General features: G+C 67.8%; 15 protein-coding genes. 10 read left to right on the top strand and 5 right to left on the bottom strand.

All coding sequences use genetic code 11. The annotated features are described in order from the left end of the window. Positions 1-92 precede the first annotated feature (92 nt). Positions 93-2621, top strand: coding sequence for a hypothetical protein (locus tag HOV77_RS12345; RefSeq protein ID WP_290861544.1), 2529 nt, complete (start codon positions 93-95; stop codon positions 2619-2621). A 35-nt stretch (positions 2622-2656) separates the two neighbouring features. On the opposite strand, the gene HOV77_RS12340 is transcribed toward HOV77_RS12345, so the two are convergent. Beyond that, entirely contained in the window at positions 2657-2920 is a 264-nt protein-coding gene (locus tag HOV77_RS12340; RefSeq protein ID WP_290861542.1) for a helix-turn-helix domain-containing protein, read from the bottom strand. Between the two features lie 398 nt (positions 2921-3318). Here HOV77_RS12340 and HOV77_RS12335 point away from each other — a divergent pair, with 398 nt between their 5' ends. The 7 genes from HOV77_RS12335 to HOV77_RS12305 all read left to right on the top strand — a co-directional run bounded on the left by HOV77_RS12335 (position 3319) and on the right by HOV77_RS12305 (position 11495). Continuing rightward, positions 3319-4578 (top strand): WXG100 family type VII secretion target, encoded by a 1260-nt coding sequence (locus tag HOV77_RS12335; RefSeq protein ID WP_290861540.1) that lies wholly within the window; start codon positions 3319-3321, stop codon positions 4576-4578. A gap of 58 nt (positions 4579-4636) precedes the next feature. Further along, a complete protein-coding gene (locus HOV77_RS12330; protein WP_290861538.1) occupies positions 4637-5029 on the top strand; it encodes a hypothetical protein in 393 nt (130 codons plus the stop codon). Further along, entirely contained in the window at positions 5026-5493 is a 468-nt protein-coding gene (locus HOV77_RS12325) for a hypothetical protein (protein WP_290861536.1), read from the top strand. The genes HOV77_RS12330 and HOV77_RS12325 overlap by 4 nt, the downstream gene beginning before the upstream one ends. Before the next feature lie 70 nt (positions 5494-5563). Beyond that, entirely contained in the window at positions 5564-6139 is a 576-nt protein-coding gene (locus HOV77_RS12320) for a hypothetical protein (protein WP_290861534.1), read from the top strand. A 354-nt stretch (positions 6140-6493) separates the two neighbouring features. Beyond that, positions 6494-8758 carry a CBM35 domain-containing protein gene (locus HOV77_RS12315; protein ID WP_290861532.1) on the top strand — a complete coding sequence of 755 codons (2265 nt, stop codon included), beginning with the start codon at positions 6494-6496 and terminating at the stop codon, positions 8756-8758. A 71-nt stretch (positions 8759-8829) separates the two neighbouring features. After that, positions 8830-10227 (top strand): GDSL-type esterase/lipase family protein, encoded by a 1398-nt coding sequence (locus HOV77_RS12310; RefSeq protein WP_290861530.1) that lies wholly within the window; start codon positions 8830-8832, stop codon positions 10225-10227. A 17-nt stretch (positions 10228-10244) separates the two neighbouring features. Beyond that, positions 10245-11495: an SGNH/GDSL hydrolase family protein gene (locus HOV77_RS12305; RefSeq protein WP_290861528.1), complete on the top strand. Its 1251-nt coding sequence runs from the start codon at positions 10245-10247 to the stop codon at positions 11493-11495. A 49-nt stretch (positions 11496-11544) separates the two neighbouring features. Here the strand turns inward: HOV77_RS12305 and HOV77_RS12300 are convergent, their stop codons facing one another. The 3 genes from HOV77_RS12300 to HOV77_RS12290 form a co-directional block, all read right to left on the bottom strand. Beyond that, the gene (locus HOV77_RS12300) at positions 11545-11868 is read right to left on the bottom strand and encodes a hypothetical protein (protein ID WP_290861526.1); all 324 of its coding nucleotides are present in this window, start codon (positions 11866-11868) and stop codon (positions 11545-11547) included. Positions 11869-11896: 28 nt separating this feature from the next. Beyond that, positions 11897-13129: a glycosyltransferase gene (locus HOV77_RS12295; RefSeq protein ID WP_290861524.1), complete on the bottom strand. Its 1233-nt coding sequence runs from the start codon at positions 13127-13129 to the stop codon at positions 11897-11899. A 233-nt stretch (positions 13130-13362) separates the two neighbouring features. Then, positions 13363-13578 carry a hypothetical protein gene (locus HOV77_RS12290; protein ID WP_290861522.1) on the bottom strand — a complete coding sequence of 72 codons (216 nt, stop codon included), beginning with the start codon at positions 13576-13578 and terminating at the stop codon, positions 13363-13365. A gap of 188 nt (positions 13579-13766) precedes the next feature. On the opposite strand from HOV77_RS12290, the gene HOV77_RS12285 reads away from it, so the two are divergent. Next, positions 13767-15572: a cellulase family glycosylhydrolase gene (locus HOV77_RS12285; RefSeq protein WP_290861520.1), complete on the top strand. Its 1806-nt coding sequence runs from the start codon at positions 13767-13769 to the stop codon at positions 15570-15572. A gap of 115 nt (positions 15573-15687) precedes the next feature. Continuing rightward, positions 15688-16704, top strand: coding sequence for a LacI family DNA-binding transcriptional regulator (locus HOV77_RS12280; protein WP_290861518.1), 1017 nt, complete (start codon positions 15688-15690; stop codon positions 16702-16704). Positions 16705-16739: 35 nt separating this feature from the next. On the opposite strand, the gene HOV77_RS12275 is transcribed toward HOV77_RS12280, so the two are convergent. Beyond that, positions 16740-17321 carry a TetR/AcrR family transcriptional regulator gene (locus tag HOV77_RS12275; RefSeq protein WP_290861515.1) on the bottom strand — a complete coding sequence of 194 codons (582 nt, stop codon included), beginning with the start codon at positions 17319-17321 and terminating at the stop codon, positions 16740-16742. Positions 17322-17609 lie beyond the last annotated feature (288 nt).

The raw sequence follows: 17609 nt of genomic DNA, 5'->3' as shown, positions 1-17609 counted from the left end.
TGCGGGAGCCTCCGTCCGTCGCGCAGGATCAGATCGGAACGCGTCGAAGTACCGCAAGTCGCCGAGTACGCCGCTCCGGTCGGGAGATCGCCGTGAATCCGCTAGAAGCGTGGGGTCAGCAGGCGACGACGTGGGCGCGGAGCCCGGCTCGATGGCTGGACGGCTGGCGGCGACGGGACGGCACTCGGTTCGACTCCGGCGGTTTGCCGCTGCGTACGTGGCTGGGTCAGGTCGCGGTGTCGGCGCTGGGCATCGGGGTCGCGGCGGCCGCCGTGCATTCCGTTCTCGGGGTGGCCTTGGCTTCCGGTGCCGCCCTGGGCTGGCTCGCCGTGGCGGCGATCGCGGCGACGGCTGCGGTGCTGCTGGTGATGGTCGTACGCGAAACCGTTCGGTCGTTCGCCACCACGCCTCGTCGCCGAGCCCATCTCATCGCGCTGCTCGTGTCGGTGGCGACTTTGGTGGCAGCCGGGCAGGCGAGCGCGGCGGCGACGGTCGCCTTGTCCGGGCGGACGATCGATCTGTGGCAGGCCGAGCAGCTGTACGCGTGGCGGCTGGCCGACTCGGTACCTGTGCTGGCGATCCCGCGACGGTTGCAGTGGAGTCAGCCGGTCGTCGACGCGGTTCCCGGCGAGCACGCCATCTACGTCGTCTTCCTCGTGGCGCTCGTCGTCCCGCTGCTGCGGATGCTGCTCGCGAGCTATCACTTGACCGGTGGCAACGCTGCCGATCGGGCGGCTCCGCCCAGCCGTCCGAAGTCGTTGTCGCTCACCGCTTTCGGCGTACGCCTGCGCCGGTCGAGCCTGCTCGCTGCGCTGGTGACGTCGGCCGGCTTCGTCGTCGGTGGCGTCACCGCCGGCCCCCGGCTCGGCGGGATCGCCGTCGTCGTGGCCGTCGTCGGGGGTGTCCTGCTGGCGGCGTTGCTCTGGATCGCGATGAGCCTGGCGACTGCGGTGTGGGCCCCGATCTCGGGCGGGCCGTGGATGCAGCTAGTGGTGGCAGCCGGGCTGGTGTGGATCGACACTCCAGTGCGTCAGGTGCTGCTGTCGAGAGTGGACGGATGGGGCGCGCCCGGCAAGATCGTCGTCACCCTCGGCCTCTGGGCGGTGCTGACCGTCTTGCTGCTGCCGGTGTGGGTGGATCCGCAGCTTCCGGAGAGCCTCCTCGGCCTCGGGTTGCTGGTCGCGTTCGCCGGTGCCGGAGCACCGGGCCGGGATCGGCTGCTGACCTCGATCGGCTGGACGCCGGGTGGATTCGCCCTCGGTTCGGCCCTCGCCACGGCGGCCGTGAGCTTGACGGGTGCGTACCTTGCGTATCTGCTTTCACGGAGTCTCGCTCGCTCGGCGAACGCCCGGCTGCCGGTCGGCGGAGCCAACGATCTGCGCCGCGAGCTCGGCGGGTACGCGTACGTGGGACTGCAGGTAGTGACGGCTGCGGCGGGCGCACTGCTCCTACTCGGCAGCACCAACTTGGACGCCCCCAGGGCGCTGCTGACGATCGGGTGGCACGTCGCCGACTCCCTTCCCGGTCCCGACTTGACTGCGGGCACCGGTCCGATCGTCGACGTCACCGGGCCGTGGGCCGGGTCGATCGTGATCGCGGCCGTCGTGATGCTCGCCGTCGTGGTGGTCTTCCCGATGATCCGGGCGATCCAGCGCTGGGCGAAGCTCAAGGCGGGACCGCCAGTGCTGGACCGTCCGCTCGCCGAGATTCCATCGGCGCTGCTCGCCGACCTCGACTTCGTCCGCGGGTTCCTGGTCAGCGCGGCGGAATCCGGGATCTCCGCTGACCTGGCCGACGACCTGCCCGAGGTCGAGCGGCGGCTGACGCTGGCCGAGTTCGACCGCGCCAAACTCCGCGACCTGCTCGGCGAGGAGTCTCCGGTGTACTGGGCCGCGGACAACGCGATCATTCTGGCTACCGAGGCGTACCAGATCATGGTCCGAAACCTGGACCGACACGCGCTGAAGTGGTCACCCTGGCCGGTCCGCGAGGCCGGCGGGCCCGAGGCGATCGAGGCCATCGAGTTGTACGCGGACGCCGTGGACCGCTGGCAGATGGGCGCGGACGTGGTGACCGAGATCGAGTCACGTGTGCACGGCGTGGAGGTACGCGAAGAGGCCGTGGAGTCGCGTGAGCACGACGTCGCGGGGCGCGAGTATCGAGTGGACGCGTGGGAGCGCGGAGTCAACGCCCGAGAGCAAGTGCTCGAACTTCACGAGGCGGCGGCGCTGACCCGCGACCGTGAGCTGGGGGAGCGGGAGCAGGCGGCGGCGGACCGCGATGCTGCGCTGGACGCCCGGACGCAGGAGACGGAGGCCCGCGAACGGGTTCTCGGGCCGCGGGAGCTGGCCGTCGCAGCCCGCGAGCGGAACGCGGACCTGCGCGAACAGGTGGTCGACGATCGGGAGCAGGCGGCCGAGGAGCGCGAACTCCGGGCGGCGGCGCTGGAGCAGAGCGCGAGTTCCCACGATCAGCGCGCGACGGTACGCCACCACGAACTGGACGCGCGCGAACGCTGGATCGAGGCGCGGGAGCAGAATGCCGAGATCCGCGAGGCGAGCGTCGTGGCGCGTGAGCAGAACGCTTTTACGGCGGACGTCTCGCTGCCCGAGACAGCGTGACCTGTGCGTTGATCGAGCGTCGGCCGTCTGGGAGGTCAGCGGGCGGCGGGTTTACCGGCGAGGTCCATGATGGCCCGGCGTTCCGGGCCCAGCATCCCGCAGGCGTTCAGCCAGCCGTAGACGAGCTGGCGAGCGGTCGGCTGGGTGCCGCCCTCGATCGCCTCCACGTCGGCGGGCGTGATGCCGATCCGGCTCGCGAGTTCCTCGATGGAGAGCTGGGCGTTTTCCCGCTGTTGCCGGAGCTTGGCGGCCAGCTGACCGCGGTTCGCCTGGCCGGTCGGTTCTTCGCCGTACGGCATCTCTTCTCGTCCCCTCCGCTGCGGCGCTGATCTTGACGTCGAGCTGCCTGCCGGGCCGGTTCCGGCGTGCAAACCGGCCATAAGGTGACGATATACGCTGCCGCCCCGGCGGTGTGGCGGTTCGGCGCTTGCGCTGCGATTCCGGCGGCGAATGGATGACGACTTTGTCATGTGCGAGCCCACCGGCACCGGATTCGGCAAGGAAATGCGTGCCCGAGGCTGAGTGGTATTTCGGATGGATCTCCAGTTCAGTCCTTTCATCGATCAAGTACGGTCGGTCTGTGTCCATGATCAACTAGTCCGGGTGGCCGCGACAGCGGTTCGCTCGACGTGCCTGTGCAACCCCGACTCAGCACCTACAGTGTGCTCGGCCATGCGCACTGGGGAGGGTTTGGCACATGTCATTCACGGTCGAGCCGGCATCGTTGGCGAAGTTGCCGCAGATGCTGGACAGGTTCGGCGAGGACGCGTCCAAGGGCAAGGACTACGTCAAGGAGAAGACCGCTATCGGGTGGTCCGGTCAGGGTCTGCTGAACCTGCTCGAAGGTACGCACGACAAGAGCGTCTCGACGGTCACCGACTGGCTGAGCAAGGTCGACCGCGAATGCGCGAAGGGGACCAGTACCGCGGTCACCAACGCTCTTGTGTACTACCGGCAGACGGACGAGGCGTCGGCGGCGAAGCTGGATTCGACCTATCCGTCGGCCGAGGTCGAGACGCCCTATGAGGGTTATCAGTATTACGCGTACAACCGCGTGGCCGACTTCGCCGACAAGACCGAGCCGCAGTCTCGCTACAAGGAAATCGAAGACCATTCCGCCGAGTTCCAATACCAACCGTCCATGTTGGACCTTGGCAGCCCGACGATGCTCGCTCGCGACATCATCTTCGAGGCGTCGGAAGTCCTGGTGAAGTTCGGTCTGCTGGACAAGCCCTACGACCTCTTCGACGCGATGATGAAGGTCTTCGCGGGCGACTGGGTCGCCTTCCGCGGGTGCAAGGACGTCTTCGACAACGTCGCCGACGCCTGCGAGGACATGGCCTCCAACCTGCACTGGGCGGCTCGCTCGATCCAGAACTGCTGGGAGGGCAACGCCGCCGAGGGCTGCGAGAACCACATCTTCAAGATCAATGAGGCGATGACCGAGGCCGCCGAGCCGCTGCGCAAGCTCGGTGAGGAGTACGAGAAGTCGGCCGAGGCGATGGAGAAGCTCGGCGCGGTCGTGGCGGACCTGGTCGCCGACGCCATGGACGAGGCCATCCTGGTCGCCGCCGACGGCGCGGCCGCCGCCGCCACGAGCGAGACGATCATCGGCGGGGTGATCTTCGGCAGCGTCGCGCTCTACGAGTGCTACAAGCTGCTCAAGACCCTCAAGGAGATCTTCGAGATCCCCCGGAAGGCCCAGGCGCTCATCGAGCTCTTCGAGTCCGCCGCCAACGGCATGGGCACGCCCAACGGCGGGGCGATGCCAGAATTGCCCTGGTTGTCGGTCCAGCTGCCGAACAACCCGGCGCCGACGCCGCCGCCGGAGCCGGAGCACCCGACTCCCTCGCCGGGGCCGTCCCCGACGCCGACTCCTTCCAACACGCCTTCGAACACCCAGCCGTCGCCGACCGCGACGCCTCAGCCGTCCCCGACGCCCCCGTACGCGTACTGACCGTCAGCCGCTAAGGAGAGTTCCGTTGTCCGAGCCGACGCCTACCGCAGAGATGCTCATGGCGAAAGTGAGCCGGCTGCCGTTCGCCGCCCAGCTCGCCGACGACCACTCCCGCCGCAAGCTCGTCTACGAGCGGATGGCGGCCAGCTCCGACCCCGTGACGCGGGAGATCGGCCGTCAGCTGCGGGACGGGGCGATGCGCGTACGCGACATGTGGGCCGTCCCCGAGTATCGGCAGGTGCTCGAACGGGGGCTGCGCAATCTGGAGTCGTTCGACGTACGCCGGTTCAACGAAGAGCTCGACTCGGTCGTCGCTGACTACGAACGTGAGCGCGAAGACGACCCGTACGCAGCAGACGAGAAGTATCGCCGTTACCTGGAACCGTCCGCCTCCTCGGACGACGAGGGCGCCGGCGAGCGCGGCGACCGGGAACGGCGGGACGAGCGATGACCGGCCAGCCGGGGCCGGCCCCGACAGCCGGCCGCCGCCCATGGGTGATCGCCTTCGTGCTCGGAGTGATTCTGTGTGGACTCGGCGTGGCGGCGATGACGTTCGTGAACATCGCGTCGTCCGGCTCCGAGGAGAAGACGGTACGCCTCTCCAGCGCGGGCACGGTCTTCGCCGCGGAGACCGGACTGGGGCACGAGGGATCGTCCTGCCAGATCTCGCTCGCCGACGGGCAGAGTTCGGCCGTCGAGCTGCCACCCCCGTCCGGCGCGTCCACCTACGACACCCGTTATCGGGGCGTGCTGATCGACGTCGAAGGACCCGGGACGGTCAGTTGTCATGGGCGTGAACTGCTCGTCGCGACCGGCTTCGCCGGCCGCCTCCTCGCCCTGGACCACCTGCCCGCCATCGTCTTCGTCCTGGGCGCGGTCATGGCCGTCGCCGCCCGGCTGCGCCTGCGCCGGTAGCAGCCCCGGCACCTGCGGATTCAAGATTCCTTCAAGGGCGGTGCAAGATCGACCGCCTACCTTTCGGTGGGTGCTGGCCCTAACCGGCCCGCAGAACCGAAGGGAAGTCATGCACAAGACCAGAAGAATCCTGCTCATGGCGCTGCTCACGCTCGTGAGTGCAATCGCCACCACGCTGACGGCCGCCGCCCCGGCCAACGCGTACAGCGACGGCGCGTGGCGATGGGTGAGCTTCAACAGCGGCACCTGCAGCTCGCTGTACGGTTTCGACTACACCGTGCGGTCGAGCGGCAACTACTGCATCGTCGACGGCGTCTCGTACGAGAAGGACCCGGGCGGCGTCGCCCTCTACGCCACGTTCACGCCGAACCCCTGCTGCAACACCTCGAAGGCGTTCCGAGTGGAGTGGCACCCGAACGGGGAGCACCTCAAGATCTGCGACACCGCCGGTGACGGCGACACCATCTACGCCAAGCTCGCGTACAAGTCGTACAACTGGTACTACGAGTCGCTGCTGGGCACGTCGTCCGGGAACTGCAAGGACGGCAACTACTCGTACATCGACGGCACCGAGATCTACGTCAACCTCTACGACAACTCGTCGCAGTCGGACTTCATGGCGGGCTTCTACAACCTCCGGGCGTGACGCTCCGCTAGCTCGCACTTGGGCCGACGCCGGGGGGCGTCGGCCCAAGCCGTCCCTCCGCCGATTGAAACGTTTTGAAAGACAAGGTCGGGTCGGACGGTGGGCGGCGACTGGGCAGGATGTCAAGGACTGTCGATTGTTGGATGGATACCCGGACGCAGCACCTGGGAGAACCCCATCGGAGACGCCAGAAGCGTGTGCCACGATCCACCCCAACTCTTGACGGGCTAGTTGGAACGTTTTAGTTTCGCGAGCATCAGGCAGCCACCCGGGCTGCACCGCTCATGCGGCGGACCGGAGCCATACCAGCGCCCACTGGCCGGTCGCCGTCTCGTCACCCGCAGGAGTCCACGGATGAAATCACCCTCATCGTCGGCTGCACGCTACTTATCAAGACATCGTTTCGTCGCGCTCTCGGCTTCGGCCGTGACCGTCGGCGCCCTGCTCACCGCCGGTGGGCCGGCAGCGGCCGCCGTGACTCGCTACGAGGCGGAGAACTCGCCCGCCACGTGCGACGGCACCATCGACAACAACTGGGCCGGTTACTCCGGCGGCGGCTTCTGCAACGGCACGAACGCCGTGGGCGCGGCCGCGCAATTCACCCTCACCGCGGCCGCTTCCGGCACCTTCACGATCACCATCGGGTATGCGAATGGAACCACCACGGGACGGCCGGCCGACATCGTGGTCAACGGCTCGGTCGCGCAGTCGGCGTCGGCGTTCGATCCCACCGGAGCCTGGAGCACCTGGGCGACCAAGACGGTGTCCGTTTCTCTGGCCGCGGGCAGCAACACGATCCGGCTGAGTCCGACCACGGCGGCCGGTCTGGCCAACATCGATTACCTCGACGCGGACACCGGCGGCGGTGGCGGAACCTCGGGCCGGCAGATGGAAGACCTCGACCGCGGCCTCATCAGCGTCCGCTCCGGCAGTGGAAACCTGGTGAGCTGGCGGTTGCTCGGCACCGAGTCGTCCTCGGTCACCTTCAACCTCTATCGAGGCGGCACCCGCATCTATTCCGGCGCGCTGACGAACTACCTCGACGCCGGAGCGGCGGCCGACGCCTCTTACACCGTTCGCGCGGTGGTCAACGGGGCTGAGCAGGCGGCGTCGGCCGCGTCACTCGCCTTCGCCAACGGCTATCGCGACGTACGCCTCCAGATCCCGGCCGGCGGCACCACGCCGGACGGGGTGGCGTACACGTATTCGGCCAACGATGTGAGCGTCGGGGACTTGGACGGCGACGGAGTTCTCGAGTTCGTGGTGAAGTGGGATCCGTCCAACGCCAAGGACAATTCGCAGTCCGGCTACACCGGCAACGTCTATGTGGACGCCTACAAGCTCGACGGTACGCGTCTGTGGCGGATCGACCTCGGGCGCAACATCCGGGCCGGGGCGCACTACACGCAGTTCCAGGTGTACGACCTGGACGGCGACGGCCGGGCCGAGGTGGCGATGAAGACCGCCGACGGCACGGTCTCCGGGACGGGTCAGGTGATCGGCAGCTCGTCGGCCGACTACCGCAACAGCTCCGGCTACGTCCTGTCGGGCCCGGAGTATCTGACGGTGTTCAACGGGACCAACGGATCGATCCTCGCCACGGCGAACTACATCGTGCCCCGGGGAACGGTGTCGAGCTGGGGTGACTCCTACGGAAACCGGGTCGACCGGTTCCTGGCCGGGATCGCGTACCTCGACGGCCAGCGCCCGAGTCTGATCATGGCGCGCGGTTACTACACGCGTACGGTGATCGCGGCGTGGGACTTCCGCAACGGGGCGCTGACGAGCCGATGGACGTTCGACAGCAACGTGTCCGGGTCGACGTGGACCGGCCGGGGCAACCACCAGCTGTCCATCGCCGACGTCGACGGCGACGGCCGCGACGAGGTCCTTTACGGGTCGATGGCGGTCGACGACAACGGCACGGGGTTGTGGACCAACGGCACGCACCACGGGGACGCGTACCACGTGGGCGACCTGATCCCGTCACGGCCGGGCCTGGAGGTCTTCAAGCCCAGCGAGACCACCAGCGAGGTGGCGGCGTGGATGGCCGACGCGCGGACCGGCCAGATCATCTGGTCGAACCCGACGTGTGGCTGTGACAACGGCCGTGCGGTCGCCGACGACGTGTGGGCGGGTTCGCCGGGCGCGGAGGCGTGGTCGGCGGCGGTCGACGGCCTGCGAAACGGTGCGACCGGAGCCAACATCGGCCGCAAACCCGGGTCGATCAACTTCCTCGTCTGGTGGGACGGCGACCCGGTACGCGAACTGCTCGACAGTACGCACATCGACAAGTACGGCACCTCGTCCGACACCCGGCTGCTGACCGGCAGCAACGTGGCGTCGAACAACGGCACGAAGTCGACCCCGGCGATCTCCGGCGACCTGTTCGGGGACTGGCGCGAGGAAGTCGTGTGGCGTACGAGTGACAGCTCGGCGTTGCGGATCTACTCGACTCCGACGCCGACCGATCGCCGGTTGTACACACTGCTGCACGATCCGCAGTACCGAGTGGCCCTGGCCTGGCAGAACACCGCCTACAACCAGCCGCCGCACCCGTCCTACTTCATCGGCGACGGCATGAGCACCCCACCGCAGCCGACCATCTACGTCCGCTGAGATCACCGTCGCGGGTACGCCGGTCGGGGCGAACCGGCGTACCCGCGACGGCGACGGTCCAGGGAGGAACCATGAGGCTCCGAACTTCTCTTCTCGCCTGCACTCTGCTCGCCACGACCGTCCTGGCGGTGGCGGGCAACGCCGCCGTCGCGGCCCCTACTCGGTACGAGGCGGAGGCGGCGGTCTGCACGGGCACCATCGACTCGAACTGGTCCGGCTTCTCCGGTTCCGGGTTCTGCAACGGAACCAACGCCGTCGGTGCGACGGCGCAGTTCACGGTGACAGCCGCGACAGCGGGCACAGCGACGATCGGCGTACGCTTCGCCAACGGCACGACGACTGCACGACCGGCCGACCTTCTCGTCGACGGAGTCCGGGTCACCACGTTGTCGTTTGAAGGCACCAGCACGTGGACGGGCTGGACAACCAAGACCACCACGATTTCGGTCGCCAAGGGCAGCAACACCGTGACGTTGAGCCCGACCACCAGCGCCGGACTGCCGAACGTCGACTACATCGAGGTCGACACTTCCACTCCGGTAGGCGGCAACGGCTCGCCGACCGACACGAACATCCAGTACTACGGGCGGTGGAACCGGTCGGATCCGGCGTACTTCTCGATGGGGTGGGCCGGTGGTTATCTGGACGCCCGGTTCACCGGCAGCAGCATCGGCGTACGCCAACGCAACATGATCGATCTGTACTACTCCATCGACCAGGCACCCCTGCAATGGCGGCGCGGAGTATCGGGCAACGTCTCCCTCGCCATAGGGCTGTCCGGCAGCTCGCACACGATCCGGATCGGATACCGCGAGAAGGCCGGTTCCTACACCGGTGATCCGGTGTTCGGCGGGCTCATCCTCGCCAGTGGAGCGCAGACGGCGGCGATCGGGCGGCCGGTGAACTTCGTGGAGTTCATCGGCGACTCCATCACCGTCGGCCAGCCCAACGCCGACCGGCCGTTCACGGCGTACCCGTGGCTGACAGCCGAGGGGCTCGGCGCGGGGCACAGTCAGGTCGCCCAAGGTGGCGCGTGCCTGGTCAGCCAAGACTGCTTCGGCATGATGGACTGGTTCCGCCGCTCGTCGGCGTGGGTGTCCTACGACGACTGGAACTTCGCCACCTACCAGGCGACCGCGGTCGTCATCAATCTCGGCACCAACGACGTCGGCCACAGCGTCACGAGTACGCAGTTCCAGCAGGGCTACGTCGTGATGCTGGAACGGGTGCGTCAGGCGTACCCGAACGCGGAGATCTTCGCGACGGGCGTGTTCCGAGCCCGCTACGTCACCGAGACCCGCAACGCCGTCGCCGCTCGTAACGCAGCCGGGGACGGAAAAGTCCACTTCGTCGACACCACGGGCTGGATCGACCCGGCGACCGACACGAGCGACAACGTCCACCCGACCGAGGCCGGGCACGTGAAGATCGCGCAACGACTGCGCCCGATCCTCGACCAGTACATCTGACGCGGCAGGAGTGAGACATGAAATCTCGGCTGATCCTCGCCGGCGTCGCCGCGCTCGCCAGCGCCGTCGCCATGGTCACCGTCGTCACGGCGACGACCGCGGCGGCGGCGACCGTGCGCTACGAGGCGGAGGCGGCAGTCTGCACCGGCACCATCGACTCCAACTGGCCCGGGTTCTCCGGCTCCGGGTTCTGCAACGGCACCAACGCCGTCGGTGCGTACGCACAATTCACCGTGACGACAGCAGCGGCGGGAACAGCGACCGTCGGCATCCGGTACGCCAACGGCACGACCGTCGGCCGCCCCGCCGACGTGCTGGTCAACGGGGTGACCCGAGCGTCGGCCGTAGCCTTCGACGGCACGGGAAGCTGGAGCACCTGGGCGACCAGAACGGTCACCTTCCCCGTCGACGCCGGAAGCAACACCATCCGGCTGAATCCCACCACCGCCAACGGTTTGGCCAACATCGACTACCTCGACGTTACGACCGACTCCGCACCGAGTCCTTCGCCGTGCGCGCCTCCCTCAGCGAGCCCGACCGCGGGGCAGCCGAAGGTCACCGTCTGGCTGGCCGGAGACTCGACGATGGCGGACCCGTCGGGCGGCGTATGCCCGGTCGGCTGGGGCAATCAGTTCGCCCAGTACTTCACCGCCAACGCGACCGTACGCAACAGCGCAGTGGGCGGCCGCAGCATTCAGACCTGGTTGTACGACCCCAACGTCACCAGCACCATGGACTCGTCCGGCGAATGCGTCATCAGTCCCGTCACATACTCGAGTCGTTGGCAGGCGATGCTCGACGCGACCAACGGCCTGAAGGCGGGCGACTACCTGCTGATCCAGTTCGGGATCAACGACTCGACCAGCACCTGCCCGCGGCACGTCGGTTCGGCTCGATACCAGCAACTACTCGGGGTCATGGCGGCTGCGGTCAAGGCCCGGGGAGCCCATCCGATCTTCCTCACCCCGGTCGCTGCGATCACCTGCTCGGGCAGCACCGCCGTCGGCAATCGCGGGTTCCTCACCGAGACGAACAACGCCGCGAGCGCCAACGGCGTACCGGTCATCGACCTGCATCGGCTCAGCTACACCCTCTACAACACGCTCGGGTTCTGCCCGAACAACGGCGACTACTCCGCCGGCCCGGTGGGTGCCTTCTTCTGCAACGACCACACCCATTTCGAGGCGGCCGGTGCCCGGCAGATCGCCGGAGTCGTCGCCAAAGCACTCCGCGACCAGCAGATTCCCCTAGCGGCGTACTTGCGCTGAGACTTTCATGCGGCGATTCTGGTGCCGGCGGCCGTCGTCGGCACCAGGATCAGCTCTGGTTCAAGCCGCTCAGGAGGAGCAGTCCCGAGGCGATCGCCAACCCCACGGGGAACGCGAATCCCGATATCGTGTCGCCACCGCGGGCAGGAATCCGGAACGGGAACCGCTCCTCGGCGATCGGCCCAGCCCAGCTCATCGCGATGCACGCGGCGATGTTCGTGATGAGCGACGCCGGGATCAGTATCAGCCAGATCGGGTGAGGACCGAGCACGTCCACGCGGACGAGGGTACCGAGGATGAACGTCGCGAACCCGGTCCACCACAGCGTTCCGGCGTACCGGACACCGAACTCCGCACGCTCGTCGTCGTCCATGTTCTCCAGTAAACGCCACAGTGCGTGATCAGTGGTTCGCCGGCCGCCGCAGGAGCACGTTGATCAGCTGACGATATTGACCGGCAGCCACCGGCCAGCTCAACGCGGGGGCGAGGGCTTCGTTTCGTCGGGCCATCGCGTTGCCGAGCTCCGGATCCCTGATGACGCGGGTGAGCGCGTCGCCGAGTTCGGCCGGATCATCTGCGACGATCCCGCCCCGGTTCTCCGCGAGAATCTCTGTGGCATAAGGGAAGCCGGCCGCGACGATGGGCCGCGCGGCGGTGATGGCGTCGGCCAGAATCGCCGAAGCCGTGGGATCGTGGGGCGCCTGCGGCAGCAGGATGATGTCAGCGCGCTCGATCAGCGCGCCGAGCCGCTCGTTGTCCAGCGGGCCGATCTCGAATTCGACGCTGTCGGTCAGGCCGACCTCGTCGGCCAGAACCCGGAGAGAGCTGCGGAAAGCCTGTTGCTGCGGGCCATCGAGCGTCGCATCCAGCGGCCCGGCGACGGAGTAGAAGGGCTGCGCTGGGCCGAGTCTGCGAGCATGCGCGACGGCGCGGAGCCCCGACTCGACGCCGCGGCCGGGGCCGAGCACGCCCCAGGAGAGGATCCGCGGCCGCCGGCGCGGCCGGGTGTCCTTCTCGAGCGGGGCCATAGCCGGCAGACGTGAGCCATGATGGATCTTCATGAGTTTGCGTGGCTCGACCCGGTATTCGTCGAGCAGTATGCGACGGCCCGTCTCGGACAAGGTGACGACGGCATCGGCCGAGGAGGTGAGCACCTCGACGATGAAGCGCTGTCGTGCGGTCGGCTGTGACCGGACGTCGTGGATGACCACGACGACGGGGACGGTGAGCCACTCCAGGATCTCGAGTACCTGATCGCCTTCGGTGCCGCCGTAGACGCCGGTCTGCAGGTGCAGAATGACCGCGTCGTTCTGATTCAGGATCGCCGCCGCGGGCCGGCTGCCCGCCGGCGCTGGATCCAGTCCGTGCACTACCTCTGGCGCGTACGCGGCGACTCCGGCGCTCACGACGCTGATGACGATCTCCGGCCGATCATGCAGCATCGCCTGCCGCAACTCGGCGGCGAACGTGGTCAGCCCATCGTCGTCCGGCACGTATGCGCCCAGCATCCCGATCGAGGTGGCCGAGACCGGCGGTTTCGTGGACCGAGGGGCGAACATGCTGCTCAGGCGACGATCAGGCATCGCCGGTCCGGCGTACGCGGAGGTGGACGGTGAACGGTTGCCGCGAGTCACAGGAACTCTCCGTACGCGTTGACCGAGACGGCGTAGGAATGACCGCAGTGTGCGAAGCTGAGCCGCGATGCGGAGGGGGCCGGCTTTGCGGGCCGACCGTTCCTTGCCCTGCCGGAACCGGAGCATCTTGGTGTCACGGACGTGGCACCGAATCCCCGGAGTGGTCTCCAGCCTACAACGAGTCCAGCTAACCAGGTCGATCATGTTGCGGCGGGGAGTCCTGCCCCGCGGCGCTAGCCGGCGTCGCCAGTCGGCCGGGTCTCCGGCTCCGTCTGGTCCAGTGACTCGATCCCCAGCAGGTCTGGCTCGATCCCGAGCATGTCGAAGAGACTGGCGTTGCGGTGGACGTCGATCTCGTCCGGCATCGCTCGGTCCACCCAATCCGCGCGTTCGCTGAGCCCTCGATCTCGTAGCGCCGCCACGATGACGGATTTGCGTACCTTGGACACGGACGGCTCCTGACTGCCTTTGCGAGCAGCCTACCGTGACCGGGTACGCCGAACTCCTGCTGAAACGGTTAACAGCAGGGGAGCCCCGGCTGATGTCGCCCGGAGGTGCGTCGATATTCATGCGCTTGACTTAAAGGCTTAAGCGCATCATCCTCCATGCGACAGCCCTCCGAAACGAGGAGACCTCGATGAATCACCGAAAAGCCCTGCTGGCGTCCCTCGCCGCCGGTGCGCTGGTGGTGGCCGGATTCGCGGCCATGTCACCGGCTTCGGCGGCGACCACCGGCTGCTCGGTCACCTACCAGAACCTCAACGCGTGGCAATCCACACCCACGTCCGGCGGGTTCACCACCACTGTCGCCATCACGAACCTCGGCGATCCGATCTCGCATTGGACGCTGACGTTCACGATGCCCACCGGCCACACGCGTACGAGTGGCTGGAACGCGACCTTCACCGGCACCACCTCGGTCACCGCCACCGATGCCGGCTGGAACGGATCGATCGGCACCGGCCAGACCAACGCGAGCGTCGGTCTCCAGGGTGACTGGACCCGCACGACGTCCGGCACCACTCCACCGAACCCGTTCCCGCAGCCCACCAACTTCGCCCTCAACGGAGTTGCCTGCACCGGTAGCACCGGCAGCCCGAGTCCGAGCCCGAGCACCAGCACGAGCTCGGGGACGAACCAGTCGCCCACCGTCAGCCTGACCAGCCCGACAGCCGGGCAGACCTTCACCGCTCCGGCGACGGTCAACTTCGCCGCGACGGCAAGCGACGCGGACGGCTCGGTCGCCCGGGTCGACTTCCTCAACGGCTCCACCGTGGTCGGCTCCGACACCACGTCGCCGTACGCGTACACGTGGACCGGGGTCGCGGCCGGAACCTACTCGGTCAGCGCCCGAGCGGTCGACAACCTCGGCGCGACCAAGACGACCACGCCGATCTCGATCACGGTCACCGGCACCTCGGGGACCGCCGCGCCCGCGCTGCACGTCTCCGGCAACAAGATCGTGACCGCGAGCGGTGCGACGTATCGGCTCCTGGGGGTCAACCGGTCCAGCGCCGAGTTCGCCTGCGTGCAGGGCAAGGGCATGTGGGACAGCGCGCAACCGGACCAGGCCAGCGTCGACGCGATGAAGGCCTGGAACATCCACGCCGTTCGCATCCCGCTCAACGAGGACTGCTGGCTGGGCACCTTCGGCACGCCGAGCGGCTCGACCTACCAGACGGCGGTCAAGGCGTACGCCGATCTGCTGGTGGCCAACGGGATCACTCCGATCGTCGAGATGCACTGGAACCACGGTGCGTACACCGGCACCTCATCGGCTTGCGCCGACGTCAACGCCACCTGTCAGAAGCCGATGCCGGACGCCCAGTACGCCCCGACCTTCTGGACGCAGCTCGCCACGATGTTCAAGGGCAACAACGCCGTCGTGTTCGACTTGTTCAACGAGCCGTACCCGGACGCCGCCAACAACTGGAGCGATGCCGCAGCCGCCTGGAAGTGCCTGCGTGACGGCGGCACCTGCACCGGCTTCTCCTACCAGGTCGCCGGTATGCAGACCCTCGTCAACGCGGTCCGCGCCACCGGGGCGACGAACATCATCATGGTCGCCGGCCTGACCTGGACCAACGACCTCACCCAGTGGCTGGCGTACAAGCCGACCGATCCGGCCGGCAACATCGTGGCCTCCTGGCACTCGTACAACTTCAACGCCTGCGTCACGACCTCCTGCTGGGACAGCCAGATCGGCACCGTCGCCGCTCAGGTGCCCGTCGTCGCGGGGGAGATCGGCCAGAACACCTGCGCGCACGACTACATCGACCAGGTGATGGCGTGGGCCGACGCGCACGGCGTCAGCTACCTCGCCTGGACGTGGAACCCATGGGGTTGCAGCTCCGGCAACGTCCTGATCACCGATTACACCGGTACGCCGACCGCGACGTTCGGTGAGGGTTTCAAGGCTCACCTGCTGACGCAGAACCCTTAAACGGTATTCACCGGGCCGCGCCGTGTACTCGCGGCGCGGACCCGGTTCTTGAAGCGCTTAAGCGACGGCCCTCGCGACGGACCAACGCCGACATCCTGGCCTTGGAGGTAAGCAGATGAAACGGCCGACCATCGCGGAGATCGCAGCGCGCGCCGGTGTGTCGATCGGGGCCGTCTCCTACGCGCTCAACGGCCGGCCCGGTGTCTCCGCGCAAACCCGCAAGCACATCCTGGAGATCGCCGACAAGATCGGCTGGCGGCCCAGTTTCGCCGCCCGATCGCTGTCGGGGTCGCGCGCGCATTGTGTCGGCCTGGCCATCGCCCGCCCAGCCGACACTCTGGGGGTGGAGCCGTTCTTCATGCGGTTCATCGCCGGGCTGGAAGGCGAGCTTGCCGGTCGGCGTACGGCATTGTTGCTGCAGGTCGTCGAGGACCACAAGGCGGCGATCGACGCGATGCGCCTGCTGTGGGCCGAGCGCCGGGTCGACGGCATGGTCGTGACCGATTTGTGGGCCGATGACGCGCGCATCCCGGTGCTGGAAGAGCTGCAGATGCCGGCGGTCCTGGTCGGGCGTCCCCGGATCGACACGCAGCTGCCCTCGGTCGGCACCGACGACGCAGCGGCCGTCGTGGCGGCGGTCGACTACCTGGTGGCGCTCGGCCACCGGCGCATCGCCCGAGTCGCCGGACTGCCCGCGCTGCACCACACCCAGGTACGCATCGCCGCGTTCCGCGAAGCCGTCCGGGGCCACGGACTCGGCGAGCCGCAGATCATCGACACCGACTACACCTGGGAGGACGGCGCGCGCGCCACCCGGGCGCTGTTGTCGCGGCGTGACCGGCCGACCGCGATCACCTTCGACAACGACGTGATGGCGGTCGCCGCGCTCAACGTGGCGCAGGAGATGGGTGTGTCCGTCCCCGGTGAACTGTCCATCGTGGCCGGTGACGACTCACAGCTCTGCGTTCTCGTACGCCCGGCGCTGACCGCGCTGGCCTGGGACATCCAGTCGTACGGCGCGCACTCGGCGCGAGTGTTGCTCGACGTGATCGACGGCCGATCGCCCAGCTCTTCCCAGGAGACGGTCGCCCACCTGGTTGTACGCGCGAGCACCAGCTCGCCGCCGGTCTGACGCGCTACTCCACATCGTCAGGAGGCTGGCCCAAGTCACCGCGGCCGGGGCGTACCCAGGGCCGAGAGGGCCGTCAAGAGGTCGCCGCCGGTCAGCGCCGTGCCGGGGTCGACGAGCCATTGCGTGGCGACGCCACCCAGCAAGGCCTGATAGAAGGTGCCGAGCGCCAACTGGGCGGCCGGGTCGGGCAGGGTCTCCTTGAGCGTGCCGAACAGTTCGACGAGCGCGAGCCGGGCACCCTGATTGGCGGCCGCGAAGGTCGCCTGCAACTCGGGATTGGCGTCGAGATGACCGACGAGTTCGAACTGGATCCGCCAGAGCGGCCGGCTCTTCTCGAAAGACCGGAGAACCTGGTCCCAGGCGGCGGCGAAGCGCTCCTCGGGACTCGCTGCGGGGTCGCCGTCGACCGTCATGGCCCGAGCGAGGTCCTCACCCCACTCCTCGAGCGCCTGCAACAGCGCAGCGTTGAGCAGCGCGTCCTTGGTGCCGTAGTGGTAGCCGATCGCGGCGAGGCTCACTCCGGCCGCCGTGGCGATGTCGCGCGCTGTGGTCCGCACGTACCCCTTCTCGTAGAGGCAGCGCTTGGCGCCCTCGAGTAGATCCTCGCGATTTCCCATGCCGAAGACAGTAGCACAATCGTCTCATACGATCGTACAAGCGGGTGATCGAGAGAGCTGAAAACGTCGCCTGACGCGTGCTACGACGTTCCCAGCTCTCTTGATCATGCATCAGCGCGCTCGACCATGCGTCAGCTCGTGGAGATCAACCCCTCGGCGGCGCGAGGGTCGTAGAACACGAGCTTGGAGTTCTCGTCGGTGGGGTCGCCTTCGCAGTCGACGACGACCTTCTGCCCGGACTTCAGCTCGTTGAACAAGATCCGCTCCGACAGCGAGTCCTCGATCTCA

Source organism: Hamadaea sp. (assembly GCF_013362815.1).
Taxonomy (GTDB): Bacteria; Actinomycetota; Actinomycetes; order Mycobacteriales; family Micromonosporaceae; genus Hamadaea.
Note: the sequence above shows the minus strand (reverse complement) of the source record. Positions and strands in the feature narration are given on the sequence as shown.